The following is a 24,166-nucleotide window of genomic DNA, read 5'->3' on the forward strand; positions in this document are numbered from 1 at the left end:
GGGCCGGCTCAGGTGGATTCCTGTCAACGAGGCAGGTCCGCCCCGACACAACAGGTCTCCCCCAATCGGGGCCGCGCGGAGCCGGGCTCTGCCGGTCCGCTGCGGCGCCCCCTGGGGGGAAGCGCGCAGCGCTTCGGGGGGGGCTTAATACAGCCCTTGCTGACGCATCGCGTCAGCCACCTTCACGAAGCCGGCAATGTTGGCGCCGTCCAGGTAGTTCACGTACTCGCGCTCGCTGTGGCCGTGGCGTACGCAGTTCTCATGGATGTCGCGCATGATGGCGTGCAGGCGCGCGTCGACTTCCTCGCGGGTCCAGGCCAGGCGGGCCGAGTTCTGGGCCATTTCCAGGCCGGATACGGCCACGCCGCCGGCGTTGCTGGCCTTGCCGGGCGCGTACAGCACGCGGGCGGCGATGAAGGCCTTGGCGGCTTCCAGCGTGGCCGGCATGTTGGCGCCTTCGGCGACGCACAGCACGCCGTTCTTGATCAGCGTTTGCGCATCGGCCAGTTCCAGTTCGTTCTGGGTGGCGCAGGGCAGGGCCACGTCCACCGGCACGTGCCACGGGCGCTTGCCGGCTTCATAGACCAGGCCGAACTGGCGGGCATACGTGTCCAGGCGGCCGCGCAGGTCGTTCTTGATGTGCATCAGCGCCACCAGCTTCTCGTGCGTGAAGCCGGCTTCGTCGACCACGGTGCCGTTCGAATCCGAAATCGTCACGACCTTGGCGCCCAGCGCCATGGCCTTTTCGATCGCGTACTGGGCGACGTTGCCCGAGCCCGATACGGACACGCGCAGGCCGTCGAAGGACTTGCCCACGCGCTTGAGCATTTCTTCAGCGAAGTACACGGTGCCGTAGCCGGTGGCCTCGGGGCGGATCAGGCTGCCGCCGAAGGTCAGGCCCTTGCCGGTGAACACGCTGGCGGTCGAGTTGGACAGCTTTTTCATCATGCCGGCCATGAAGCCGACTTCGCGCGCGCCCACGCCGATGTCGCCAGCCGGCACGTCGGTGTCCGGACCCAGGTGGCGGTACAGCTCGATCATCAGGGCTTGGCAGAAGCGCATGACTTCAGCGTCGGACTTGCCCTTGGGGTCGAAGTCGGAGCCGCCCTTGCCGCCGCCCATGGGCAGCGTGGTGAGCGAGTTCTTGAGGGTCTGCTCGAAAGCCAGGAACTTCAGGATGGACAGGTTCACCGACGGGTGGAAACGCATGCCGCCCTTGAAGGGGCCGATGGCCGAGCTGTGTTGGATGCGGAAAGCGCGGTTGACCTGGGCCTGGCCGCGGTCATCGGTCCAGCACACGCGGAACTGAATCACGCGTTCCGGCTCCACCAGGCGTTCGAGCACGGCGTGCTCGGCGTAGTGGGGGTGCTTTTCGATGAAAGGCCACAGGCTCAGCATCACCTCCTGGACGGCTTGCATGAACTCAGGCTGCTGCGGGTCGCGCGCGGCGACGCCACGCAGGAAGTCGTCCAGACTCTGCACTTTCAACATGATCTCCTTGGGGGTGCTTCGAATAGGTGTGGACTGCGCCGGATTGGGGCGCGAAAATTCTTTTTGGTGCATGGACGCACCTGTATGGTGCGGAATTGTAGGGGTAAATTGCTGCCCTGCGCAAAGCCCAAAAATGGTGCCATCACCTTGATATCAAAGCACTTTTTCTTTTAATTTATTGGGGACGTATAAAAGTGGGGAATCAGGGGTGAGTCGCCTTGAATTGCGGATTCTCAACGAAGACTATTGAATTACCTAGGAAATTAAATACGTCCCCATTTATTTTCATAGAGAGATCATAGGGCCTTCCGAATGGTTGGGAAGGAAAGGCAGACCCGTTCGGGCAGTTTTTGGCTGGCTGGAGGAACGATACCGATTTAATGCGTCCCCATTATTTGTTTGAGCAAAATCACGTCCCCTCTGTGGGATTACAGCTGTACGACGGCCAGCGCCGCGCCCAGCGCCATCAGGACGGCTCCCACCACACGGTCGGCCGCAAGCTGATGATCCAGCAGCATCCGCCGCAGGAAGGGCGAGGACACCGACCACGCCACCGCGCCGAACCAGATCCAGTGCGCCAACGACATGAACAGGCCATAGCCGAACTGCCAGGCCAGCGGCGTGCCGGGCGACACCACCTGGGTATAGGTGCTGACCACGAACAACGTAGTCTTGGGATTCAGCGCATTGGTCAGAAAGCCGCTGTATAACGCTTGCCAGCCCGATATAGGGGGGCGCTCCGAAAGGTCGCGGCTGACCTGGGTGCGGTTGAAGAAGGTCTTCCAGCCCATGTAGACCAGATAGCAGGCGCCCGCCAGTTTGATGCCCTGCAGCACGGGCTGTGCGTAGTGCGCCAGCAGGCTGACCCCGAACATGGTGTAGAACACGTGCACCTGCACGCCCAGCGCGATGCCCAGCGCGCAGATCAGGCCGGTGCGCCGGCCGAACAGATAGCTGTTGCGCGTGACCATGGCGAAGTCCGGCCCGGGGCTGATGACGGCAAGTATGGTGATGAGGGCGACGGCGATCAGTTCGGTCATGGCGGCGGCAGGTTGCTAAACGGAGCCGGCATTCTGGGACGCTGGCGCCCGCTGGAAAAACGATTTCTAATGTCGGATATCCGTGAGAAAAAATCACCTTTTGCCATGAAGCTGCCGCCGCTCAATACTTTGCGCGTGTTCGATGCCGCTGCCCGCCACCTGGCGTTTGGCAAGGCGGCCGAAGAGCTGCACGTGACCCATGGCGCCGTCAGCCGGCAGATCCGGCTGCTCGAGGACGCGCTGGGCCTGGCGTTGTTCGAACGCCGCAATCGGGCTGTTTTTCTGACTGATGCGGGCAGGCAGCTATTCGAGGTGACGCGCGCCCTGTTCGAGCAGTTGGCGGCGGGCCTGGCCAAGCTGCGCCAGCCGGCGGCGGATGCGCCGCTGGTGCTGTCCTGCGAGCCCACCATCGCCATGATGTGGCTCATCCCGCGGCTGCCGGACTTCCAGCGCGCCCATCCCGGCGTGCAGGTGCACCTGTATGCGGCAGGCGGTCCCGTGGATTTCGTCACCCAGGGCGTGGACGTGGCGTTGCGCCGCAATGATTTTGATTGGGATGCTGCCCTGCATGCCGAGCGGGTGTGCGAGGAATGGACGGGGCCGTTATGCCGGCCGGGCTTGGTCGGCGCGGATCCGGCTGCGGATGATTGGGGCGGCGCGCCTGCGCTCAGCAGTGCGACCCGTCCGCAAGCCTGGCGGCATTGGGCGCGGGCGGCAGGCATGAAGCCCCCGCGCCGGTCCGGGCCGGCCTACGAGCATTTCTATCTGAGTTTGCAGGCTGCCGCCGCAGGCCTGGGTGTGGCGATAGGTTCCGCCTTGATGGCGTGCGACGCCTTGGGCGATCGCCGGTTGGAGGCGCCTCGCGGTTTTGCCCGCGACGGCTCGGCCTATGTGTTGCTGTCGCCCCGGCCCTGTTCAGAAGATCCGCGGGCGGAAGCCTTTCTGGAATGGTTGCGCCGGGAAGCCGCCGCATCGCTACACGAGGCGGTGGGCGGTCCGGCGGATGCCGCTCAGAGCGTGGCGTCGTAGTCGATCGTCAGGGGGGCGTGGTCCGAGAAGCGCTCGTCCTTGTAGATGGCCACGTTGCGGGCGCGGGCGGCGATGCCCGGCGTGGCGATCTGGTAGTCGATGCGCCACCCCACGTTCTTGGCCCAGGCCTGGCCGCGGTTGCTCCACCAGGTGTACTGGTCCGGGCGGTCGTCGATGGTGCGGAACACGTCGACGAAGCCGCGCTTGTCGAACACGTCGGTCAGCCAGGCGCGCTCTTCGGGCAGGAAGCCCGAATTCTTCAGATTGCCCTTCCAGTTCTTCAGGTCGATTTCCTTGTGCGCGATGTTCCAGTCGCCGCAGATGATGAACTCGCGGCCGGTGGTCTTGTGCTCGTGCATCAGGGCGTCGATCCAGGGGCCGAAGCGGTCCAGGAAGCGGTACTTGGCCTGCTGGCGCTCGTCGCCGCTGGAGCCCGAGGGCAGGTAGGCGCTGATGACCGACAGGTTTTTCCAGTCGGCGCGGATGATGCGGCCTTCGGGGTCGAATTCTTCGCAATCCAGGCCGGTGTTGACGCGTTCGGCCGCGTCGCGCAGATAGATGCCCACGCCGCTATAGCCCTTCTTCACGGCATGGTGGAAGTGGCCGGTATAACCGGGCGGGTGGCGCAGGTCGTCGGTCAGGTCCTCGTGGGATACCTTGATCTCCTGCAGGCAGAGCACGTCGGCTGCATGCTTTTCCATCCAAGGTTGCAGGCCCTTGCGGAAGGCGGACCGGATGCCGTTGAGATTGATCGACGTAATGCGCAGCAAAGCGAAACTCCTGTTGGGCGGCCGCGAGGGCCGGGACAATGCCAGCAATTTAACCGACTCGGCGCGGCTGTCCGGGAATAGCCCCGACAGCGGATAAAATGCCTGCGTTTGCCATCTACCGGACCTTTACGCATGCCCGCCGCCCATTCTTCCGCCACCGCCCTGGATTTCGTCCGCTTCGCCTTGAACGAGGGCGTGCTGCGCTTCGGCAGCTTCAAGGTCAAATCGGGCCGTATCAGTCCCTATTTTTTCAATGCCGGACTGTTCAACAGCGGACGCTCGGTCGGCAAGCTGGCGCAGTTCTACGCCCAGGCGCTGCTGGATTCGGGGGTGGAATTCGACATGCTGTTCGGTCCGGCCTATAAGGGCATCCCGCTGGGCACGGCGACCGCCATTGCGCTGGCGGGCCACCCCGGCATGAAGGGCGGCGACGTGCCGTTCGCGTACAACCGCAAGGAAGCCAAGGACCACGGCGAAGGCGGCACCCTGGTGGGCGCGCCGCTCAAGGGCAAGGTCGTCATCATTGACGACGTGATCACCGCGGGTACCTCGGTGCGCGAATCGGTGGAGATCATCCGCGCCGCCGGCGCCGAGCCGGCCGCCGTGCTCATTGCCATGGATCGCATGGAGCGCGCGGGTCCCGACGACGCCCTGTCGGCGCATTCCGCCGTGCAGGACGTGGCCAAGACTTATGGCATTCCGGTGGTGGCGATTGCTTCGCTGGCGGATATCCTGGCGCTGCTGCAGGACGACGCTTCGTTCGCCGAGCACCGCGAGGCGGTGTTGGCGTATCGGACGAAGTACGGGGTGAAGTAAAGCCTGTCCTCAGCGAGTGCAGGTAGTGGGGCGGCCAGGTGCCGCCCTTTTATCCATAGCTTGCCGCTGGCTCAGCGACCCCATGGGGTTGGCCGAAGACGGCCACGCCGCTCGCTCGGGCGGCATCCGCCAGCTTGCGGTCGAAGGTGGCCAGATAACCGTTGGTTCTTTGGGCCAGTTCGAGATAACTGGCATCGTAGACGGTCAAGCCGTGCGTTCGAGCCAGCAGATAGCTGCGGGCTACGCAGGAAGATGAGGCAGCCGGGTCTGGAAGTATGGGCAGGCGTTCGAGAAGCTGTCTGAACGAGAACAACTGACCCGCCGATGCTCGTTGGCCGCGCTCGGCGCGCAACATGCCGTTCGCGACTTCCGTGTGCCAGATGGGGGGCACCGTGTTTTCAGACTCGTGAGCAGTTTCCAGCAGATGCCGGGCCATCAGTGCTTCGTGGGCGTCCGCGCGGTCGATCAGCCATGCGAGGGCAAGCGAGGCGTCCGGTATCAAGCGGATCGGATTCATTCCCGGCCCTCTTCGATCCAGGAGCGGATGACTTCGTGCGGGACGGCCGGCGCGGGCGTGAAGCATTTCATTGCCTCAAGCGCATCATGCGCGTCCAGCGACGTTGTGGGCAGGGCGGGGGTCAGCCTGGCGCACAACACGCCATCCAGTGAAATGATGAAATGCTGTCCCTCTCGGACCGCTTGCAGGTGGTCGGCAAACCGATGCAGCAGGTCGCTGCTGCTGATTTCCAGGTAATTCATGTCCAAGTCTCCAGTCGAAATCGACCAGATCATTCTTGGATAAACGAAGGGCCGCGGCAATACGCCGCGGCCCTTCGTTTCGTCTGATACTTCCTGAGCGCACCGTTGCGAGGCGCGCCCGGTCCGGGATCAGCTATCCAGCTTCTGCTTCAACAGATCATTCACCTGCTGCGGGTTGGCCTTGCCGCGGGCGGCCTTCATGATCTGGCCCACCAGCGAGTTGAACGCCTTCTGCTTGCCGGCCCGGTACTCTTCCACGATGGCCGGATTGGCGGCCAGCACCTCGTCGATCATGGCGCCGATGGCGCCGGTGTCGCTGATCTGCTTGAGGCCGCGGGCGTCGATGATGGCATCGGCCTGGCCGCCGTTTTCGCCGGCCCACATGGCGCCGAAGACTTCGCGGGCGATCTTGTTGGAGATGGTGCCGTCGATGATGCGGCCGATCAGGGCGGCCAGCGCCGGCGCCTGCACCGGCGAGTCGGCGATGCTCTTTTCGTCCTTGTTCAGGGCGGCGGAGACTTCACCCATGACCCAGTTGGCGGCCAGCTTGGCCTGGCCGGCCGGCAGCGCGTGCGCCACGGCCTCGAAGTAGGCGGCGAGGTCGCGGCTGACGGTCAGCTGGGCGGCGTCGTAGGCGGGCAGGCCGTACTCGGATTCGAAGCGGGCGCGCTGGGCGGCCGGCAGCTCGGGCATGGCGGCGCGGACCTCGTCGACCCAGGCGCTGGAAATCACCAGCGTGGGCAGGTCGGGGTCGGGGAAGTAGCGGTAGTCGTGCGCGTCTTCCTTGCTGCGCATGCTGCGCGTCTCGTCGCGGTCGGCGTCGTACAGGCGGGTTTCCTGGACTACCGTGCCGCCGTCTTCGATCAGCTCGATCTGGCGCCGCGCTTCATAGACGATGGCGCGTTCCAGGAAGCGGAACGAGTTGACGTTCTTGATCTCGGTGCGGGTGCCGAATTCCTTTTGGCCCACCGGTCGCACGGACACGTTGGCGTCGCAGCGGAACGAGCCTTCCTGCATGTTGCCGTCGCAGATGCCCAGCCACACGACCAGGCTGTGCAGGGCGCGGGCGTAGGACACGGCCTCGGCGGCCGAGCGCATTTCCGGCTCCGTCACGATTTCCAGCAGCGGCGTACCGGCGCGGTTCAGGTCGATGCCGCTGGCGGGCGCGCCGTTGGCCAGATTGAAGTCGTCGTGCAGGGACTTGCCGGCGTCTTCTTCCAGGTGGGCACGCGTCAGGTTGACGGTTTTCTCTTCCTCGCCCACGAAGAACGACAGCGAACCGCCCACCACCACCGGCAGCTCGTACTGGCTGATCTGGTAGCCCTTGGGCAGGTCGGGGTAGAAGTAGTTCTTGCGCGCGAACACCGAGCGCGGCGCGATGGTGGCGCCCACGGCCAGGCCGAAGCGGATGGCGCGTTCGGCGGCGCCGCGGTTCATGACCGGCAGGCTGCCCGGCAGGGCCAGATCGACCACGTTGGCGTGGGTATTGGGCGCGGCGCCGAATTCGGTACTGCTACCCGAAAAAATCTTGGAGTCCGTGGAAAGCTGCGTATGCGTTTCCAGGCCGATGACGATTTCCCAGTTCATGTTGTCAGCCTTGCTGGACCGGGGCACGCGTGTGCCAGTCCGTCACTTGTTGGTAGCGGTCGGCGATGGCCAGCAGGCGGCCTTCGTCGAAGTAGTTGCCGATGATCTGCAGGCCTACCGGGCGCTGGTTGCCAGCGCCACCGAAACCGCAGGGGATCGACATGGCGGGCAGCCCGGCCAGGCTCACGCCCAGGGTGTAGACGTCCGCCAGCCAGTCGGCGGTGGGATCGTCGCGGTTGTCGCCGATGTTCTTGGCCACGGTGGGCGTCACCGGACCCATGATCACGTCGCACTGGTCCGCATAGGCGCGCTGGAAGTCCTGCGCGATCAGGCGGCGCAGACGCTGTGCCTGCAGGTAGTAGGCGTCGTAGTAGCCATGGGACAGCACGTAGGTGCCGATCAGGATGCGGCGCTTGACCTCGTCGCCGAAGCCTTCGGCGCGCGAGCGGCTGATCATTTCGTTCAGGTCGCCGTACTGGGCGGCGCGGTGGCCGTAGCGCACGCCGTCGTAGCGTGCCAGGTTGCTGGAGGCTTCGGCGGGGGCGATGACGTAATAGGCGGGAATGGCCAGCTCGGTGCGCGGCAGCGACACCGGCACGCGCACGGCGCCCAGCACCTCGAATTGGGCCAGCGCGGCTTCGACCGCGGCGGCCACGTCAGGCGCCAGGCCGGCGCCGAAGTATTCGGCGGGCACGCCGATGCGCAAGCCCTTCAACGGTTGGCTGCCGGCGGCGTCGAAGCGGCCCTGGGCCGCCTCGAAGTCGCGCCGGACGCGGCCGGGCTCGTTGGTGGCGGCGTCGCATTTTTCCAGGCTGGTGGCGTCGCGCGGGTCGAAGCCGCTGATGACGTCCAGCAGTTCGAGCAGGTCGCGGGCGCTTTCGGCCAGCGGGCCGGCCTGGTCCAGGCTGGAGCCGAAGGCCACCATGCCGTAGCGGGACACGGTGCCGTAGGTGGGCTTGATGCCGCTGACGCCGCACAAGGCGGCGGGCTGGCGCACCGAGCCGCCGGTGTCGGTGCCGGTGGCGGCGGCCACCAGGCGGGCGGCCACGGCGGCGGCCGAACCGCCCGAGGAGCCGCCAGGCACGGCGGCGTGGTCCCAGGGGTTCTTCACGGCGCCGTAGGCGGAGTTCTCGTTGCCGGAACCCATGGCGAATTCGTCGCAGTTCAGCTTGCCGAGCGACACGGCGCCGGCCTCGCCCAGGCGCTCTACGACGGTGGCGTCGAACGGGCTGACGTAGCCCTCGAGCATCTTGCTGCCGGCGGTGGTGCGCCAGCCGCGGGTGACGAAGGCGTCCTTGTGGGCGATCGGGATGCCGGCCAGCGGGCCGGCCGAGCCGGCAGCCAGGGCTGAGTCGGCGGCGCGGGCCTGGGCCAGCGTCAATTCGGCGTCAATATGTAAAAAGCAATTCAGGCCGCTGGCCGTTTCGGCGGCCGCCAAGGCGCTTTGGGCGAGCTCGACGGCGCTGACCTGGCGTTGCGCAAGGGCCGCGCGCAGGGCGGCGATCCCCTTGAATTGGGTGTGCAGAGCGGGTTTCGTCATGACTTAATCCAGGACCTTGGGAACCAGGAACAGGCCTTCCTGGGCGTCGGGGGCGTTGGCCAGCAGCTCTTCGCGGCGGGCCTCCGAGCTGGGTTCGGTCACGGCATCTTCACGCAGTCGCAGCACGATGTCTTCGTGGGCGGACAGCGGGTGGGCCAGGGGTTCGACCCCCTGGGTGTCGACGGACTGGAGCCGTTCGATCAGGTGGAGGATGCCGTTGAGTTCGGCCTGCGCGAGGGTGCGCTGGTCGGGGGTCAGTTCGATTCTGGCCAGCCGGGCAATGCGGGCCACATCTGTGTCATTGAGCGCCATGGGGGATTGCAAATCGATAAGCGAAGGCCGAGGGGCGGGAGAGGGCAGTATGCATATGCCGAACCCGTTACAAAGCTTGAATAGCCTGCATTTATGCGCTATTTCCGGGGAAATTATAAGTTATGATTCACGGTTTAATCGCCGTGATGACAGGCGGACCCGTTGTTTTACGGGCCCTACGCCCCGCGGCATGTACCTCATTCCCCCCAGAATTTAGCTGAGCTCCCATGTTCGGATTCCTGCGCAGTTATTTTTCCAGCGATATGGCGATCGACCTCGGTACCGCCAATACGCTGATTTACGTCCGCGGCAAGGGCATCGTGCTCGATGAACCGTCCGTGGTCGCAATCCGTCATGAAGGCGGTCCCCACGGCAAGAAGATCATCCAGGCCGTCGGGCACGAAGCCAAGCAGATGCTTGGCCGCGTTCCCGGCAATATAGAGGCCATCCGGCCCATGAAGGACGGCGTCATCGCCGACTTCACGGTCACCGAGCAGATGCTCAAGCAGTTCATCCGCATGGTGCACCCCCGCAACATGCTGGCGCCCAGCCCGCGCATCATCGTTTGCGTGCCCTGCGGCTCCACCCAGGTTGAACGCCGCGCCATCCGTGAATCGGCCCTGGGCGCGGGCGCGTCCCACGTCTTCCTGATCGAAGAACCCATGGCCGCGGCCATCGGCGCCGGTCTGGCCGTGTCCGACGCCAGCGGCTCCATGGTCGTCGACATCGGCGGCGGCACCACCGAAGTGGCGGTCATCTCGCTGGGCGGCATGGTCTACAAGGGCTCGGTGCGCGTCGGCGGCGACAAGTTTGACGAAGCCATCGTCAACTATATCCGCCGCAACTACGGCATGCTGATCGGCGAACCCACCGCCGAACTGATCAAGAAGGAAATCGGCTCGGCGTTCCCGGGTTCCGAAGTCCGCGAGATCGAGGTCAAGGGCCGCAACCTGGCCGAAGGCGTGCCGCGCAGCTTCACGGTCTCGTCCAACGAGATCCTGGAATCGCTGACGGATCCGCTGAACCAGATCGTTTCCGCCGTGAAGATCGCGCTGGAACAGACTCCGCCCGAACTGGGCGCCGACATCACCGACAAGGGCATCGCCCTGACCGGTGGCGGCGCGCTGCTGCGCGACCTGGACCGCCTGCTGCAGGAAGAGACCGGCCTGCCCGTCGTGGTCGCGGACGATCCGCTGACCTGCGTCGTGCGCGGTTGCGGCGAGGCGCTGGAACACCTTGAGAAACTGGGCGCCATCTTCATCAACGACTAATTTTGCCCGCCAGCCCGGAGCCCCGCTTTTTCACGGCTCCGGCCGCTGCCGGAGCGACGGACGCGGGCGTCCGGGCTGAGATTCATGCAACGACAAGGGACTCCTCCCCTATTCAGGCGCGGCCCACCCGCGGAGGTGCGGCTGGTCGTTCTGGTCGTCCTTGCTCTGGCCCTGATCGTCATGGATTCGCAATGGCGCATGCTGGAACCGGCGCGCCGGACGATATCCGTGGCGCTGTACCCCTTCCAGCGCGCCGTCATGGCGCCGCGCGACCTCGTCCAGCAAGTGAACGAATGGGTCAACGCGGCCAATCTCATCCGTAGCGAAAACGAAGCCCTGCAACGCCAGCGCATCGAGCTGGCCCAGGTGACCACGCATGGCGCCCAACTGGCCGCAGAAAATTCGCAGTTGCGCCGGCTGCTGGGCGTGACCGACACCGTGGCGCAATCCGCGGTGGTGGTCGAGGTCATGTACGAACCCACCAACGCGTTCACGCAGCGCCTGGTGTTCAACAAGGGCAGCAAGGCTGGCCTGGCCCCGGGCATGCCGGTGATCGACGAAGGTGGCGTGGTCGGACAGATCGTGCGCGTCACGCCGATGACCGCCGAGGCGGCGCTGGTCACCGACGAGCAGGTCTCCATTCCCGTGCAGCTACTGCGCAATGGCCTGCGCCTGATCGCGTTCGGCGGCAACTCGCCCGGCAAGATGGAAGTCCGTTACCTTGCCGCCAATGCCGACATCAAGGAAGGCGATACTATCGTTACCAGCGGCGTCGGCGGCCTGTTCCCGGCCGGCCTGCCGGTGGCCAAGGTGACCTCGGTCGAACGCGATACCGCTTCCGGCTTTGCGCGCGCCGTGTGCGAACCGCTGGCCCATCCCGAACGCTACCGCCACTTCCTGGTTCTGCAGGTCGATGTGGAACGCGCCGAGTCCAACCGTCAGGAGGTCGATTCCGGTGGATCGGACTAAGCAATCCTCGGGGCAGGCCACGCGCCGCCTCGGCACCCCCAGCAATGTGCAGCCCGACCGGCTCTCCGGCCCCGCGCATGGCGTGTTCGTCTGGGCCACGGTGCTGGTGGCGTGGCTGGTGTCGCTGCTGCCGTGGCGCCTGTGGCAGGGCGCGCCCGACATTCTGCTGCTGATCATCGCCTTCTGGTGCGTGCACGAGCCGCGCCGCATCGGCCTGTTCACCGCCTTCTTCTTCGGCCTGCTGATGGACGTGCACGATGCCGGCCTGCTGGGCGAACACGCGCTGTCGTACACGCTGGTCGCCTACGGCGCCGTGGTGCTGCACCGCCGGCTGCAGCGGTTCGACCTCTGGAGCCAGGCCATGCACATGCTGCCTGTGTTCTTCATTGCCCGCTTCGTGACCCAGATCATCCATGCGTGGCTGGCCGGCAAATGGCCGGGCTGGGATTGGGGCATCAGCGTGCTCCTGACCGCCGCCCTGTGGCCGCTGGCGGGCTGGGTTCTGCACTTGCCGCAGCGCGGTGTCGACGACGCCGAATCTTCCTCCGCCTGACGGCGGCGCCGCGTCATGTTCGAGTTCAAGAAAACCGGCCAGCAGCAGAAGCAGCGTTTCCGCCTGCGCGCCTGGGTGGGCGGGCTGTTCGCGCTGGCCTGCTTCGGCGTGCTGATCGGCCGGTTCTGGTACCTGCAGGTCGACCGCTACGAAGGCCTGTCCGAGCGCGCCGACCGCAACCGCATCGCGGTCGTGCCCATCCCGCCGCGGCGCGGCGAGATCCTGGACCGCAATGGCGAGGTGCTGGCGCGCAACTACCGTACTTACACGCTCGAGGTCGTGCCGGCGCAGGCGGGCAATCTCAACGAACTGTTCCAGCGGCTGACCGAAGTCGTGTACATCAGCCCGACCGACCAGCGCCGTTTCAAGCGCCGCGCCGCCGAGTCCAGCCGCTACGCCAGCCTGCAGTTGCGCAACAATCTCAACGAAACCGAGGCCGCCTGGTTTGCGGCGCATTCCTTCCAGTTTCCCGGCGTGGAACTGCGCGCTCGCTGGGTGCGCGAGTATCCACAGGGCGCATCGGCGGGTCACGTGGTCGGCTATATCGGCCGCATCGCGGAGGGCGACAACGAAGAGCTGGAGCGCGCCGGCCAGTTGGGCAACTACCGCGGCACCGATGTCATCGGCAAGAAGGGCATCGAGAAAACCTGGGAAGAGCAGCTGCACGGCCGCACCGGCCTGGAAGAGGTCGAAGTGACCGCGGGCGGTCGGCCCATGCGCACGCTGCGCCGGATCGATCCCGTGCCTGGCTCCGACATCATGCTGTCCATCGACCTGGGCCTGCAGAAGGTGGCCGAAGCGGCTTTCGAGGGGCAGCGCGGGGCGCTGGTCGCCATCGATCCCGATACCGGCGAGGTGCTGGCCTTCGTCTCGCAGCCTTCGTTCGACCCCAACCTGTTCGTGGACGGCATCGACGTGGACAACTGGCGCATGCTGAACGAATCGCCGGACCATCCGCTGATCAACCGGCCGCTCTACGGCACCTATCCCATCGGTTCGACCTACAAGCCTTTCGTGGCCCTGGCCGCGCTGGAACTGGGCAAGCGCCGCGCCACCGACCGCATCTCCGATCCCGGCTACTACGAATTCGGCGGCCAGAAATTCCGCAACGCCGGCGGCGCGGCCTACGGCATGACGGACATGCACAAGGCCATCGTGGTGTCGTCCGACACCTACTTCTATTCCTTGGGCCCCGAGATCGGCGTGAACGCGCTGCACGATTTCACCAAGCAATTCGGCTTCGGCCAGATCACGGGCATCGACCTGGAAGGTGAAAAGCGCGGCGTGCTGCCCTCGACCGACTGGAAGCGCTCGGCCTACAAGGACAAGGAGCGCCAGCGCTGGTATGCGGGCGAGACGATTTCCGTGGCGGTGGGGCAGGGCTACAACGCCTTCACGCTGCTGCAGCTGGCGCAAGGCACGTCCACGTTGGCCAACAACGGCCTGTACCGCCGCCCGCACCTGGTGCACGCAGTGCGCGATCCGCGCAGCGGCGTGGCCAAGCCCACCGAGTCCGCGCCCGATTACCGCATTCCTCTCAAGCAGGCCAACGTGGATGTGATCAAGAACGCCATGGCGGACGTGGTGCGGGCCGGCACGGCGCGGCGCGCGTTCGCCAACACGCCTTACCAGGCGGCCGGCAAGACCGGCACAGCGCAAGTGTTCAGCCTGCGCGGCGGCCATTACCGCGCCAGCGCCATCGACGAACGCCTTCGCGACCACGCGCTGTTCATGGGTTTTGCGCCGCTTGAGCACCCCCGCATCGCGGTGGCGCTGATCGTCGAGAACGCCGGTTGGGGCGCCAGCGTCGCCGCGCCGGTCGCCCGCAAGGTGTTCGACTACTGGCTGGCCAAGGACCGCCAGGACAAGATCGTGCGGCCCGACCGCGCCGACCCCTTGGCCTCGGTCGAGGAAATCGCTTCCGACGTGGTGCGCCGATAATGAAACGCCTGGGCCTTATCCTGCTACGCGTGTTCACGGCCTTCGATTGGCCGCTGTTGGCGATCCTGCTGATGTTCGCCGCGCTCGGCATGACGGTGATGCATTCGGCGGTGGGCGGCACCGACTGGCGCTTCGCCGAACAGTCACGCAATTTCGTCATCGCCTTTTTTGCGATGTGGGTCATGGCGCTGATTCCGCCGAAGTGGCTGATGAAGCTGGCCTTGCCCTTCTATGTGGTGGGCGTGGTGCTGCTGCTGGGCGTGGAGTTCTTCGGCGAAACCAGCAAGGGCGCGACCCGCTGGCTGAACCTGGGCGTGACCCGCATCCAGCCTTCCGAAATGATGAAGATCGGCGTGCCGATGATGCTGGCCTGGTACTTCCAGCGCCACGAGGGCGCGGTCCGCATCCGCGACTTCCTGGCCGCCGCCGCCATGCTGGCCGCGCCTTTCGGCCTGATCGTGCTGCAGCCCGACCTGGGCACCGCACTGCTGGTGTTCGGCGCCGGTTTCTTCGTGATCTACTTCGCGGGCCTGTCGTTCAAGCTGCTGGTGCCAGTGATGCTGGCCGGCATCATCGCCATCGGCACGCTGGTCTACTACGAGGACCAGCTCTGCGAGCCCGAGGTCGACTGGGTGGTGCTGCACGACTACCAGAAACATCGCGTGTGCACGCTGCTCAATCCCAGCTCCGATCCGCTGGGCAAGGGCTTCCACACGATCCAGTCGATGATCGCGGTGGGCTCGGGCGGGGTCTACGGCAAGGGCTACATGAAGGGCACGCAGACGCACCTGGATTTCATCCCGGAGCGCACTACCGACTTCATCTTCGCCGTGTACGCCGAGGAATTCGGACTGTACGGCGGCATCGCCATCCTGGTGCTGTACGGCCTGATGATGGCGCGCGGCCTGACGATCGCCTCACGGGCATCGTCGCAGTTCGGCAGGCTGCTTGTCGGAGCGCTGACGATGATGCTGTTCATCTATGTATTCGTGAACGTGGGGATGGTGACGGGGATTCTGCCGGTGGTGGGGGTGCCGTTGCCGTTCATGAGCTATGGGGGGACGGCTTTGTTCACCATGGGGATTGCGTTTGGGATCATGATGAGTATTAGTCGGCATCGGTCGGTTAAGACTTGATCGGATCTTGGGTTTTTATCGGGCGGGCGATGTCTTCGTAGGTCGCCCGTCGTCGCGGGCGGCGTGGCGGCTCGCGCCCACGATTGCGGTCCGGAGCGTTCGCTCCGGACTTCCCCGTCGTCATCCTCGTCCTCGCCTTCGGCGACTCCTTCGGATTCCCTCGGGCGCATCGAGGTTGCGAGCCGCCACGCCGCCCGCGACGACGGGCTACGTGCGTCTTGGTTCGCTGCGCCGCTAGAGTTGTGGTTGGTGGCGGGTCTTGCGTGGCCCGTTGAATTCGGCCGTGCGGACGGCCGAATTCAACATACGCGGTTGGGGGGCGTCGTAGCGGCGGTCGCTTTCGCGCCATTCAATGATGACCCGTGTTTGATGCGCGCGCAGCGTCATTCTTGACCGCAAGACACCGCGGAAGCCTCGGAAGGCCGCTCGCGCGGCCGGCCCGAGGCGAGCCCCGCAAGATCCTCCGCCATACCTCCACCCGTTGCCAAAACGCCAAGCACACCGCTCGCCCCAGCTGACGTCAGATTGCAGCTGAACGAGCCCGTCGCGTCGGTGGCCCGCCATGCGCGGGGCGTCGATAAGCCCGAGGGAATCTGAAGGGAAGGCCGTAGGCCTGGACGAAGATGACGAAGGGGGGGCCGCCGAGGCAAGTCCGGAGCGAACGCTCCGGACCGCAATCGTTGCCCCGCGCATGGCGGGCCGCCGACGTGACGGGCGTCTTAAGAACCTCTGATGCCCACAAGCAAGCAAACAACTTAAGCCATCAAGAAGGCAACGCCTCAGGCACCCCAAGGTCGACGGCCAGCTTGGTCAAGCCATCCCAGATCCGGCTGTCGAACGTCAACGCCTCTTCGTTCAGCGCCCGGTTGCGCGCTTCGTATTCGCCCGGGTACTGCACGGCCTCGACGCCAGGTTGCGGCTTGCAGGCGTGCAGGTAGTCGATGAACGCGCCTACTTCCATCGACCGCCAGTCCGTATTGAAGTCCACCTGCGGGTCCAACAGCAGCGCGAACATATTGTTCGTCGCCACCCCGTTGCGCGGATGCTCGGGCTGGATCGTGCCGCCGCCCGACAGCACGCCGGCCAGCAGCTCGGCCACCAGGCCCAGCGCGTAGCCCTTGTGGCCGCCGAATGGCAGCAGGGCGCCCGGCGGGTCGGTGAACAGCGCATTGGGATCCGTGGTCGGGTTGCCCTGGGCATCGATCAGCGAACCCGCAGGCGCTTCCTCGCCCTTGGCCGCCAGCACCCGCGCCTTGTTGACGGCGATGGAACTGGTGGCCATGTCCACGATGAAGGGCGGCCGGCCGCCAGGCAGCGGGCCGGCGAAGCACAGCGGGTTGGTGGTCAGGCAAGCCTGCGCGCCACCGAAAGGCGCTACGGTCGGCGAGCGGTTGATCACGTTGGTGAACGCCAGCAGGATCAGACCCTTGGCCGCCACCATTTCGCCATAGTGGCCCATGCGGCCCAGGTGATGGCTGTGCCGCAGGGTCAGGATGCACTGGCCGTGTTCCTGCGTGCGCTCGATGGCCTTCTCGATGACGACCTTGCCGACATATTGGCCCAGCCCGTGGTGGCCATCGTAGGCCAGCATCGCGCCGCGGTCGTTGACCAGTTCGGGCCGGCCGTCGGCCTGGGCCAGGCCTTCGGACAGCACGCGCCGGTAGTTGGTCAGGATGGACAGGCCGTGGCTGGTGTAGCCGACCCGGTCGGACTCGACCAGGTGTTCGGCCACGTCGCGCGCGATGTCCTCGGGCACGCCTTGGGCCATCAGCACGCGGCGGCCGTATTCATTGGCTTGGGCGATCGAAATCTTCATGATGCGACCTCCTTACAGCCAGCCCAGCCAGCGCCAGTAGGTCATGCCCATCAGCAGCATCAGCAGGTAGCCGACGATGGTGACGATGATGCCAACCTTGGCGAACTGCTTGGCGTTGAAGGTTTCCGTACCCAGGCACACCATGTTCTGCGGCGCGTTGATGGGCAGGATGAAGCCGTAGCTGACCACGAAGCCCAGCAGCATCGTCATACCCAGGCGGCTGAAGTCGCCCGGCAGCGTGGCCAGCACCGAGATCAGGATCGGCAGCATGGCCGAGGTCAGCGCGGTGGCGCTGGCGAAACCCAGGTGGATGACGATGAGGAAGGCAGCCAGGATCGCGAAGATGGCCAGCGGTCCCAGGTGGTCCAGGCCGGTGTGCGCCACCACCTGGTTGCCCAGCCATTGGCCGGCCTGGGTCGTCAGCAGGGCGGTGCCCAGGCTGATGCCGACGCCGAACACGATCACGGTGCCCCATGGGATGCGCGATTGCACGTCTTTCCAGGTCATCACGCCAAAGCGCGGCAGCAGCAGCAGGACCAGGCCGAAGTAGGTAGTGGAGGTGGTATCGAACTTGTGCAGCTTGCCTTCAGTCGACCAGAACAGCAGCAGCATGAGCGACACGGCCATCAGGCGCTTCTGCGCGCCGGTCATGGGACCCAGTTCAAGCAGCGACTTCTCGACGGCTTCCTTGCCTCCCGCGATGCTGTCGCTTTCCGGCGGCAGCAGCTTGAGCACGACGAAGATCAGCACGGCCGACATGATCAGCGACCAGGGGGCGCCGGCGATCAGCCAGTCCGACCACGCCACGCGTTCGCCCAGCATCTTTTCCATGAAGCCGACGGTCAGCAGGTTCTGCGCGGCGGCGGTCTGGATGCCGACGTTCCAGATGCTGGTGGCTTGGGCCACGATGATCATGATGCCAGCGGCGATGTTGGAGCGCTTGTCCACGCCGAAGGCCGCGATGACGCCCATCATGATGGGCACCACGGCCGCGCTGCGCGCGGTGGCGCTGGGCACGACCAGGCTCAGCACGATGGTCACGGCGATACATCCGATCAGGATGCGGCGCGTGCTGGTGCCCACCCTGGCCAGGGTCACCAGCGCGATGCGCCGGTCCAGCCCGGTGAAGGTCATGGCCGCGGCAATGAACAAGGCGCCGGTGACCAGCGCCAGCGCCGAGTTCGAGAAGCCTGCCAGCGCCATGCTGATCGCGGCCGAGGTGCCATAGATGACTTGCGGGTCTTTGATTGTCGGAGCCGTGCCCAGCAGGAAGGCCATCAGCGTCGTGATCATGATCGCGCTGGCTTCGTAGGACACGGCTTCGGTAATCCAGACCACCACTGCGAATGCCAGGATGGCGAGCATCCGGTGGCCCGCGACGGGCAAGTCGGCGGGTAGCGGCATCATCAGCACGCCGATCATCACGAGGACGCCGGCGATGAGTCCGATTGGAATTTTGGTTTTCTTTGGGGCTTGCGAGGCAGGGACGGCGGCTTGCGCGGTCATATCCATCTCCGGTTGAGGTCAAACTGCCGACACACCGCCCCGCGAGCAACGGGATAGGTCAAATCGGTGTGTCGACGCTACAGCATGATCGTGACGGCATTGCGGAAAACCCGTATTGATACAGATCAAGCCTATGGAGATTTGGGCTTGTGGAAAACCTCTGACGGGCATTATGCTCGTCGCCCCGCGCCGCGGGCAAGCGAAGATTGTTGCGTAGAACAACGCTAATCGGCGATCAAGCAGGCAAACAGGGGGTCAATTAGATCGTGCCACGATGCTAATCGGCACTGCGGCCGGATGACCCGGCCGGCGGCTCAACCCAGTGCCAGCCGCAACTGTTCGTCCAGATGCAGGGTGGGCGCGACGCGCCATCCGCTCTGCGCGTAACGCAGCCAGCGGCCCAGCACCAGGTGCGTCAGCAGGCTGGCATGCGCCGCTACATTGGCTTGCGGCGGCAGGCCGCCATCGGTGACGGCGATGCGCAGCGACTGCTTCAACGACGCCTCGATGCGGTCGTTGATGTGGTTGATGCGTTCCTGCAGGCGGTTGTCTTCCGTGACCAGCGCGTCGCCGGTCAACACGCGCGTCATGCCCTTGTTGCGTTCCGAGAAGGTCAGCAGCATGGAGACGGTCTGGTGCGCCTGGGTCAGGCCATGGGGTTCGGCGATGGCGATCTGGTTCACCAGCGTGAAGATGCTGGTTTCGATGAACTCGATCAGCCCTTCGAACATCTGCGCCTTGCTGGCGAAGTGCCGGTACAGCGCGGCTTCGGAGACTTCCAGGCGCGCGGCAAGCGCAGCCGTGGTGATGCGGGAGGCGTGCGGCTGCTCCAGCATCTCGGCCAGGGTTTGCAGAATCTGGGTCTTGCGCTCGCCGGGTTTGCTCGCCATGGAAGGGTCTGCTCTCGCGCAGGCTTGACGGTGAAGGGGGAGGGAGGAGCGCGCCGCTATCCCCGCAGGGGGCGTCGGCGTAACAGCAAATCACTGACGGAGTTTACCCGCAAGTCGACATAGGCCGGCCGCTGCGAGCGGCCGCGCGCGAACGGCGTGCCGGGGTGATACACGTGGACAGTACGCAGGCCGGCCTGGCGTGCGCCGCGCAGATTGGCCAGCGTGTCTTCCACCAGGACCGCGTTGCGCGCCTGCACGCCTTCGCGGGCCAGCACATGGCGCAGCAGCGCGGGCGACGGCTTGGGCCGGAATTCGCCATGCAGACGCATGTGCTCGATGGCCCACAGGCTGTCGAACTGCCGCAGGATGCCCAGCCGCGCGAGCACGGCGCGCGCGTAGTGCAGCGGCGCGTTGGTCAGCAGCACCTTGCGCCCCGGCAGCCGGCTCAGCTTGTAGGCGAGCGCTTTTTCCGAGCGCACCAGCGGGCCGACGTCGAAGTCGTGGCTGCGATGCAGGAATTCGTGGGGGTCCACGCCATGATGCCGGACCATGCCTATCATGGTGGCGCCGTAGCGCTTCCAGTACAGCGAGCGCATGCGGTTGGCGGTATCGATGTCGACGTTCAGCGCCTCCGCCACGGCCATGGTCATGCCGTGGTCGATCTTGGGGAAGATGGCGTGCGAGGTGTCGTGGAGCGTGTTGTCCAGGTCGAACAGCCACAGGCGTTCGGAAACGCCCGTGGCGGTGCGGCGGGACCGGCGCATGCGCAGCGCCGGCCGCAGCAGGTAACGCTGTGCCCGCATCAGTGCGAGCTGATCATCGTGCCCACGCCCTGGTCGGTCAGGATTTCCAGCAGCAGGCAGTGCGGCACGCGGCCGTCGACGATGTGCACCGAGTTCACGCCGTTCTTGGCGGCGTCCAGCGCGGACGAGATCTTGGGCAGCATGCCGCCGGAGATCGTGCCGTCGGCGAACAGTTCGTCGATGGTCTGCGCCGACAGGCTGCGCAAGAGCTTGCCGCCCTTGTCCAGCACGCCCGGGGTGTTGGTCAGCATCAGCAGCTTTTCGGCGCCCAGCACTTCCGCCATCTTGCCGGCGACGACGTCGGCATTGATGTTGTAGGCCGTGCCGTCTTCGCCATAGCCGATGGGCGAGATGACGGGGATGAACTGGTCGTCCTGCAGCGCCTTGACCACGGCCGGCTCGACCATGGTGATGTCGCCCACGAAACCGATGTCGATGGGCTCGGACGGATTGTCCTTGTTGGCCATCAGCTTCTTCTGGGCCTGGATCAGTCCGCCGTCCTTGCCGGTCAGGCCCACGGCCTTGCCGCCGACCTCATTGATCATCATGACGATGTCCTGCTGGACCTGGCCGCCCAGCACCCATTCGACCACTTCCATGGTCTCGGCGTCGGTGACGCGCATGCCCTGGATGAAGGTGCCCTGTTTGCCGATGCGGCGCAGCGCGTCGTCGATCTGCGGACCGCCGCCGTGCACCACCACCGGGTTCAGACCCACCAGCTTCAGCAGCACGACATCGTGCGCGAAGCTGCGCTGCAGACGCTCTTCCGTCATGGCGTTGCCGCCGTACTTGACCACGATGGTCTTGCCGTGAAATCGTCGGATATACGGCAGTGCTTCAGACAGCACAGCGGCTTTGACAGCAGGAGACGAAACGGCAGCAGGGTCGGGGGTGTCGGTCATGGCAGCTAAGTCGGCAAATATACGTATGAGTGGTTAGAAAAAATGCCTGCACAAAAACGCGTTCGGGACGCGGTAGCGCAAGCATACGACGGATTGTAGTACCCACAGGTTTCTTATGCTTTAAACCCATGTTCATATGCCCGACAAATAACCGGCATTCAGGTAAATTGGGGGCGATTTCGCAACGGCGCGCCCCGCAAAAGGGGGCAGGGCCACACCGGCAGGGGTATCAGCCCCCGATTTTTTACCCATAAAAGAGGCAACACATGCGTTTGAACTTTGTCCGGTCCGCCTTGGCGGCGTCGGTCTTCCTGGTGGCGGCGAACGCCGCCCATGCCGAAAAAATCGTGGTGGGCGCGACCCAGGTCCCCCATGCCGAGATCCTGGAAGTGGTGAAGCCGCAGCTGGCCAAGGAAGGCGTGGAGCTCGACATCAAGGTGTTCAGCGACTACGTGCAGCCCAACCTGCAGCTGGCGGACAAGCAGTTGGACGCCAACTTCTTCCAGCACAAGCCCTACCTGGATTCCTTCAACAAGGACCGCAAGGCCACGCTGGTGCCGGTGGCGCTGGTGCACGTCGAGCCGTTCGGCGGCTATTCCAAGAAGATCAAGAGCCTGTCCGAACTCAAGGACGGCGCCACGGTCGCAATCCCGAACGATCCCTCCAACGGCGGCCGCGCCCTGGTGCTGCTGCAGAAGCAGGGCGTGATCAAGCTGAAGGACCCGTCCAACATCCTGGCGACGGCCGCCGACGTGGTCGAAAATCCCAAGAAGCTGAAGTTCCGCGAACTGGAAGCCGCCATGCTGCCGCGCTCGCTCGATGACGTGGACCTGGCGCTGATCAACACCAACTACGCGCTGGAAGCGGGCCTGGTCCCGACCAAGGACGCCCTGTTCATCGAAGGCTCGGATTCGCCCTATGCCAACATCCTGGTGACCCGTTCGGACAACAAGGACGCGCCGGGCATCAAGAAGCTGGTCCAGGCCCTGCACACGCCCGAGGTGAAGAAGTTCATCCAGGACAAGTACAAGGGCGCCGTGGTGCCGGCATTCTGAGCCCGATCGGCCTGGCCTGATCTGGAAGCCGCCCGTAGCCCGGGCGGCTTTTTTTTGGGCGCGGGGGACTGCCTGCCCGGCCCGCAAGGCGAAAAAAAACCGCCCGGTCAGGGCGGTCTGGCGCGGATGCCGCGTGGCGGGGCTCAGCCTGCCGCCAGGGCCTTTTCCACGGTGGCGTGGAATTCCGCCACGTCGTATTCGCCCAGGTAGCGCTTGATGATGCGGCCCTGCTTGTCGATCAGGAAGGCCGTGGGCGTCAGGCGGATGTCGCCGAAGGCGCGGGCGATGTCGCCCTTGGTGTCCAGGGCCACCGGGAACGGCAGCTTGCGCGTGTCGGCGAAGTTCAGCACGAAGTTGGGCGGGTCGTAGTTCATGGCGACCGCGATCGCCTCGTAGCCCTTGGACGCGTACTCGTTGTAGGCCGAGATGGTTTCCGGCATCTGCTTCACACAGGTTACGCAGCTGGTGGCCCAGAATTTGACCAGCACCACCTTGCCGCGCAGGTCCTGCATCGAGAAGGTCTTGCCTTCCAGCGTGGTGAAGGTGACGTCGGGCGCGGTCTGGGCGGGGCGCATGACGAACCAGGCGCCGATGCCGACCGCCACCAGGACGGCCAGCGCGATGATGGCTTTCTTCATTTGATGGGCATGGCCTCTACGCCGCTGCTGGTGCCGGCCGCGTTATCGCTGGGTGCGCCGGCGCCGCTTTCGATGGGCGCTTTGGTTTCCGTGGAAGTGTTGGACTTGGAACCGGTGTTCGACAGCCGGATGGCTTCCTCGCGGCTGATCGTCTCGAACAGTTTAACCACCTTGGCCACGCCGCCGACGTCGGCGGTGGCGTTGGCGGCATATTCGCCTTCGGTCTGCGTCAGCTTGCCCATCAGGTAGACGACACTGTGGTCGGTCGTGACCGCGATGGTGCCCGAGGGCACGTACTTGGTGTTGAGCAGGGCGGTCTTGACCTTGGAAGTCAGCCAGGTGTCGTTGGAGCGCGTACCGAACGAGGCGATGGGACCCACGTTCAGCTGGTTGATGACCTGTTTGACGTTTTCCACGCCCTGGGCGATGGCGGTGGCCTGGTTCTTGGCTTCCTCGGTGGGCACGTCGCCGGTCAGCAGCAGGTGGCCGCCGTAGGCCATGGCATTGACGCGCGCGGTGTCGCCCAGCTTCTGCGAGATCTGGCTTTGCGCCTTGAACGCCATGTTCTGGTCTTCGAGCTGGACGCCGGAGGTGCGGCGGTCCGTCACGACGACCGCGGTGGTGGCGGCCGCGCCGCCCACGATCAGGGGCGCGCAGGCCGTCAGCGAGAGCGCGGCGGTGGATAGCGCCGCGGCGAGCATCAAGGGGCGGGCTGCGGTACGGACGTCAGAAATCATTCGGTGTCTCCAAGCAGAAGAGCGTCAATGCCGTCGCACAGCGCGTGCAGCAGCAGAATATGGACTTCCTGGATGCGCATCGTGCGATCGCTGGGAACACATAGATGGACGTCCATCGGCGTAATGAGTTCCCCCATGACGCCGCCGCCCTTGCCGGTCAGGGCAAGCACGTGCATTTCGCGGGCGCTGGCGGCTTCCATGGCGCGCACCACGTTGGGGGAATTGCCGCTGGTGGATATGGCCACCAGCACGTCGCCGGCCTGGCCGAAGGCGTTGACCTGGCGTTCATAGATCTCGTCGAAACCGTAGTCGTTGCCGACTGCGGTGAGGATCGAGGTGTCGGTATTGAGCGCGATGCCGGCCAGCGGCAGGCGTTCGCGTTCAAAGCGGCCCACCAGTTCGGCGATGAAATGCTGCGCATCGGCGGCAGAGCCGCCATTGCCGCAAGCCAGAATCTTGCCGTTGTTTGCCAGGGCGCCGAACAGCACGTCCACCGCCACTGCCAGCGGCTCGGCCAGGACGTTCATACTTTGTTCGCACGCAGCCATGGCGTCGCGAAAGTGCGACGTCATACGAGAGGTCATATCCATGGGCGCGATTATCTC

At 65.2% G+C, this 24,166-nt stretch carries 24 protein-coding genes; 8 read left to right on the plus strand and 16 right to left on the minus strand.

Features of this window, described 5'->3' with window-relative positions; all coding sequences use genetic code 11:
- Nucleotides 1–144: 144 nt before the first annotated feature.
- Both gdhA and AC3WOB_RS01320 read right to left on the minus strand, forming a co-directional pair.
- Complete coding sequence (gene gdhA, locus AC3WOB_RS01315; RefSeq protein WP_013396758.1) at nt 145–1,491, minus strand: NADP-specific glutamate dehydrogenase; 1,347 nt, start codon at nt 1,489–1,491, stop codon at nt 145–147.
- Between the two features lie 428 nt (nt 1,492–1,919).
- Nucleotides 1,920–2,531, minus strand: coding sequence for a LysE family translocator (locus AC3WOB_RS01320; RefSeq protein ID WP_492273950.1), 612 nt, complete (start codon nt 2,529–2,531; stop codon nt 1,920–1,922).
- Nucleotides 2,532–2,636: 105 nt separating this feature from the next.
- Between AC3WOB_RS01320 and AC3WOB_RS01325 the strand changes: the two genes are divergently transcribed.
- Nucleotides 2,637–3,560: a LysR substrate-binding domain-containing protein gene (locus tag AC3WOB_RS01325; RefSeq protein ID WP_492273951.1), complete on the plus strand. Its 924-nt coding sequence runs from the start codon at nt 2,637–2,639 to the stop codon at nt 3,558–3,560.
- On the opposite strand, the gene AC3WOB_RS01330 is transcribed toward AC3WOB_RS01325, so the two are convergent.
- Nucleotides 3,542–4,330 (minus strand): exodeoxyribonuclease III, encoded by a 789-nt coding sequence (locus AC3WOB_RS01330; protein ID WP_013396755.1) that lies wholly within the window; start codon nt 4,328–4,330, stop codon nt 3,542–3,544. The genes AC3WOB_RS01325 and AC3WOB_RS01330 overlap by 19 nt on opposite strands.
- A gap of 132 nt (nt 4,331–4,462) precedes the next feature.
- On the opposite strand from AC3WOB_RS01330, the gene pyrE reads away from it, so the two are divergent.
- On the plus strand, nt 4,463–5,146 hold the full coding sequence (gene pyrE, locus AC3WOB_RS01335) for an orotate phosphoribosyltransferase (protein ID WP_013396754.1): 684 nt from the start codon (nt 4,463–4,465) through the stop codon (nt 5,144–5,146).
- A 49-nt stretch (nt 5,147–5,195) separates the two neighbouring features.
- Here the strand turns inward: pyrE and AC3WOB_RS01340 are convergent, their stop codons facing one another.
- From AC3WOB_RS01340 to gatC, 5 genes are all read right to left on the minus strand, one after another.
- The gene (locus AC3WOB_RS01340; RefSeq protein WP_492273952.1) at nt 5,196–5,663 is read right to left on the minus strand and encodes a type II toxin-antitoxin system VapC family toxin; all 468 of its coding nucleotides are present in this window, start codon (nt 5,661–5,663) and stop codon (nt 5,196–5,198) included.
- A complete protein-coding gene (locus AC3WOB_RS01345) occupies nt 5,660–5,905 on the minus strand; it encodes a hypothetical protein (protein ID WP_013396752.1) in 246 nt (81 codons plus the stop codon). Before AC3WOB_RS01345 ends, AC3WOB_RS01340 begins: the two co-directional genes overlap by 4 nt.
- Nucleotides 5,906–6,034: 129 nt before the next feature.
- Nucleotides 6,035–7,492 (minus strand): Asp-tRNA(Asn)/Glu-tRNA(Gln) amidotransferase subunit GatB, encoded by a 1,458-nt coding sequence (gene gatB / locus AC3WOB_RS01350; RefSeq protein ID WP_013396751.1) that lies wholly within the window; start codon nt 7,490–7,492, stop codon nt 6,035–6,037.
- A 4-nt stretch (nt 7,493–7,496) separates the two neighbouring features.
- Complete coding sequence (gene gatA / locus AC3WOB_RS01355) at nt 7,497–9,032, minus strand: Asp-tRNA(Asn)/Glu-tRNA(Gln) amidotransferase subunit GatA (RefSeq protein ID WP_492273953.1); 1,536 nt, start codon at nt 9,030–9,032, stop codon at nt 7,497–7,499.
- Between the two features lie 3 nt (nt 9,033–9,035).
- Nucleotides 9,036–9,344: an Asp-tRNA(Asn)/Glu-tRNA(Gln) amidotransferase subunit GatC gene (gatC, locus tag AC3WOB_RS01360; RefSeq protein ID WP_013396749.1), complete on the minus strand. Its 309-nt coding sequence runs from the start codon at nt 9,342–9,344 to the stop codon at nt 9,036–9,038.
- Between the two features lie 227 nt (nt 9,345–9,571).
- Between gatC and AC3WOB_RS01365 the strand changes: the two genes are divergently transcribed.
- The 5 genes from AC3WOB_RS01365 (at nt 9,572) to rodA (ending at nt 15,214) form a co-directional block, all read left to right on the plus strand.
- Complete coding sequence (locus AC3WOB_RS01365; RefSeq protein ID WP_006216320.1) at nt 9,572–10,615, plus strand: rod shape-determining protein; 1,044 nt, start codon at nt 9,572–9,574, stop codon at nt 10,613–10,615.
- An 84-nt stretch (nt 10,616–10,699) separates the two neighbouring features.
- Nucleotides 10,700–11,584 carry a rod shape-determining protein MreC gene (gene mreC, locus AC3WOB_RS01370; RefSeq protein ID WP_013396748.1) on the plus strand — a complete coding sequence of 295 codons (885 nt, stop codon included), beginning with the start codon at nt 10,700–10,702 and terminating at the stop codon, nt 11,582–11,584.
- Nucleotides 11,571–12,137 (plus strand): rod shape-determining protein MreD, encoded by a 567-nt coding sequence (mreD, locus tag AC3WOB_RS01375; protein ID WP_013396747.1) that lies wholly within the window; start codon nt 11,571–11,573, stop codon nt 12,135–12,137. The genes mreC and mreD overlap by 14 nt, the downstream gene beginning before the upstream one ends.
- 15 nt (nt 12,138–12,152) lie before the next feature.
- Nucleotides 12,153–14,078, plus strand: coding sequence for a penicillin-binding protein 2 (gene mrdA / locus AC3WOB_RS01380; RefSeq protein WP_013396746.1), 1,926 nt, complete (start codon nt 12,153–12,155; stop codon nt 14,076–14,078).
- Nucleotides 14,078–15,214: a rod shape-determining protein RodA gene (gene rodA / locus AC3WOB_RS01385; protein WP_492273954.1), complete on the plus strand. Its 1,137-nt coding sequence runs from the start codon at nt 14,078–14,080 to the stop codon at nt 15,212–15,214. Before mrdA ends, rodA begins: the two co-directional genes overlap by 1 nt.
- A gap of 763 nt (nt 15,215–15,977) precedes the next feature.
- Here the strand turns inward: rodA and AC3WOB_RS01390 are convergent.
- The 5 genes from AC3WOB_RS01390 to argB all read right to left on the minus strand — a co-directional run bounded on the left by AC3WOB_RS01390 (nt 15,978) and on the right by argB (nt 21,131).
- The gene (locus AC3WOB_RS01390) at nt 15,978–17,030 is read right to left on the minus strand and encodes an Ldh family oxidoreductase (RefSeq protein WP_492273955.1); all 1,053 of its coding nucleotides are present in this window, start codon (nt 17,028–17,030) and stop codon (nt 15,978–15,980) included.
- 12 nt (nt 17,031–17,042) lie between these two features.
- A complete protein-coding gene (locus AC3WOB_RS01395) occupies nt 17,043–18,536 on the minus strand; it encodes a DASS family sodium-coupled anion symporter (protein WP_013396743.1) in 1,494 nt (497 codons plus the stop codon).
- A 314-nt stretch (nt 18,537–18,850) separates the two neighbouring features.
- Entirely contained in the window at nt 18,851–19,426 is a 576-nt protein-coding gene (gene slmA, locus AC3WOB_RS01400; RefSeq protein ID WP_013396742.1) for a nucleoid occlusion factor SlmA, read from the minus strand.
- A 56-nt stretch (nt 19,427–19,482) separates the two neighbouring features.
- The gene (locus AC3WOB_RS01405; protein ID WP_492273956.1) at nt 19,483–20,229 is read right to left on the minus strand and encodes a pyrimidine 5'-nucleotidase; all 747 of its coding nucleotides are present in this window, start codon (nt 20,227–20,229) and stop codon (nt 19,483–19,485) included.
- Nucleotides 20,229–21,131 (minus strand): acetylglutamate kinase, encoded by a 903-nt coding sequence (gene argB, locus AC3WOB_RS01410; protein WP_013396740.1) that lies wholly within the window; start codon nt 21,129–21,131, stop codon nt 20,229–20,231. The genes AC3WOB_RS01405 and argB overlap by 1 nt, the downstream gene beginning before the upstream one ends.
- Nucleotides 21,132–21,397: 266 nt before the next feature.
- On the opposite strand from argB, the gene AC3WOB_RS01415 reads away from it, so the two are divergent.
- Nucleotides 21,398–22,186 (plus strand): MetQ/NlpA family ABC transporter substrate-binding protein, encoded by a 789-nt coding sequence (locus AC3WOB_RS01415; protein WP_013396739.1) that lies wholly within the window; start codon nt 21,398–21,400, stop codon nt 22,184–22,186.
- A 143-nt stretch (nt 22,187–22,329) separates the two neighbouring features.
- On the opposite strand, the gene AC3WOB_RS01420 is transcribed toward AC3WOB_RS01415, so the two are convergent.
- The 3 genes from AC3WOB_RS01420 to AC3WOB_RS01430 are packed head-to-tail and all read right to left on the minus strand — an operon-like array spanning nt 22,330 to nt 24,151.
- The gene (locus tag AC3WOB_RS01420) at nt 22,330–22,824 is read right to left on the minus strand and encodes a peroxiredoxin family protein (RefSeq protein ID WP_013396738.1); all 495 of its coding nucleotides are present in this window, start codon (nt 22,822–22,824) and stop codon (nt 22,330–22,332) included.
- Nucleotides 22,821–23,561 (minus strand): BON domain-containing protein, encoded by a 741-nt coding sequence (locus AC3WOB_RS01425; protein ID WP_013396737.1) that lies wholly within the window; start codon nt 23,559–23,561, stop codon nt 22,821–22,823. The genes AC3WOB_RS01420 and AC3WOB_RS01425 overlap by 4 nt, the downstream gene beginning before the upstream one ends.
- Complete coding sequence (locus AC3WOB_RS01430; RefSeq protein WP_013396736.1) at nt 23,558–24,151, minus strand: phosphoheptose isomerase; 594 nt, start codon at nt 24,149–24,151, stop codon at nt 23,558–23,560. Before AC3WOB_RS01430 ends, AC3WOB_RS01425 begins: the two co-directional genes overlap by 4 nt.
- Between the last annotated feature and the right edge of the window lie 15 nt (nt 24,152–24,166).

The sequence above is a fragment of the Achromobacter sp. FW305-C-30-7 genome, assembly GCF_058783105.1.

Bases quoted from the DNA above. Each gene is read 5' to 3' on its own strand.
- gdhA (WP_013396758.1), bottom strand. From the start codon at position 1,491: ATGTTGAAAGTGCAGAGTCTGGACGACTTCCTGCGTGGCGTCGCCGCG.
- AC3WOB_RS01320 (WP_492273950.1), bottom strand. From the start codon at position 2,531: ATGACCGAACTGATCGCCGTCGCCCTCATCACCATACTTGCCGTCATC.
- AC3WOB_RS01325 (WP_492273951.1), top strand. From the start codon at position 2,637: ATGAAGCTGCCGCCGCTCAATACTTTGCGCGTGTTCGATGCCGCTGCC.
- pyrE (WP_013396754.1), top strand. From the start codon at position 4,463: ATGCCCGCCGCCCATTCTTCCGCCACCGCCCTGGATTTCGTCCGCTTC.
- AC3WOB_RS01340 (WP_492273952.1), bottom strand. From the start codon at position 5,663: ATGAATCCGATCCGCTTGATACCGGACGCCTCGCTTGCCCTCGCATGG.
- AC3WOB_RS01345 (WP_013396752.1), bottom strand. From the start codon at position 5,905: ATGAATTACCTGGAAATCAGCAGCAGCGACCTGCTGCATCGGTTTGCC.
- gatB (WP_013396751.1), bottom strand. From the start codon at position 7,492: ATGAACTGGGAAATCGTCATCGGCCTGGAAACGCATACGCAGCTTTCC.
- gatA (WP_492273953.1), bottom strand. From the start codon at position 9,032: ATGACGAAACCCGCTCTGCACACCCAATTCAAGGGGATCGCCGCCCTG.
- gatC (WP_013396749.1), bottom strand. From the start codon at position 9,344: ATGGCGCTCAATGACACAGATGTGGCCCGCATTGCCCGGCTGGCCAGA.
- AC3WOB_RS01365 (WP_006216320.1), top strand. From the start codon at position 9,572: ATGTTCGGATTCCTGCGCAGTTATTTTTCCAGCGATATGGCGATCGAC.
- mreC (WP_013396748.1), top strand. From the start codon at position 10,700: ATGCAACGACAAGGGACTCCTCCCCTATTCAGGCGCGGCCCACCCGCG.
- mrdA (WP_013396746.1), top strand. From the start codon at position 12,153: ATGTTCGAGTTCAAGAAAACCGGCCAGCAGCAGAAGCAGCGTTTCCGC.
- rodA (WP_492273954.1), top strand. From the start codon at position 14,078: ATGAAACGCCTGGGCCTTATCCTGCTACGCGTGTTCACGGCCTTCGAT.
- AC3WOB_RS01390 (WP_492273955.1), bottom strand. From the start codon at position 17,030: ATGAAGATTTCGATCGCCCAAGCCAATGAATACGGCCGCCGCGTGCTG.
- AC3WOB_RS01395 (WP_013396743.1), bottom strand. From the start codon at position 18,536: ATGACCGCGCAAGCCGCCGTCCCTGCCTCGCAAGCCCCAAAGAAAACC.
- slmA (WP_013396742.1), bottom strand. From the start codon at position 19,426: ATGGCGAGCAAACCCGGCGAGCGCAAGACCCAGATTCTGCAAACCCTG.
- AC3WOB_RS01405 (WP_492273956.1), bottom strand. From the start codon at position 20,229: ATGCGGGCACAGCGTTACCTGCTGCGGCCGGCGCTGCGCATGCGCCGG.
- argB (WP_013396740.1), bottom strand. From the start codon at position 21,131: ATGACCGACACCCCCGACCCTGCTGCCGTTTCGTCTCCTGCTGTCAAA.
- AC3WOB_RS01415 (WP_013396739.1), top strand. From the start codon at position 21,398: ATGCGTTTGAACTTTGTCCGGTCCGCCTTGGCGGCGTCGGTCTTCCTG.
- AC3WOB_RS01420 (WP_013396738.1), bottom strand. From the start codon at position 22,824: ATGAAGAAAGCCATCATCGCGCTGGCCGTCCTGGTGGCGGTCGGCATC.
- AC3WOB_RS01425 (WP_013396737.1), bottom strand. From the start codon at position 23,561: ATGATTTCTGACGTCCGTACCGCAGCCCGCCCCTTGATGCTCGCCGCG.
- AC3WOB_RS01430 (WP_013396736.1), bottom strand. From the start codon at position 24,151: ATGGATATGACCTCTCGTATGACGTCGCACTTTCGCGACGCCATGGCT.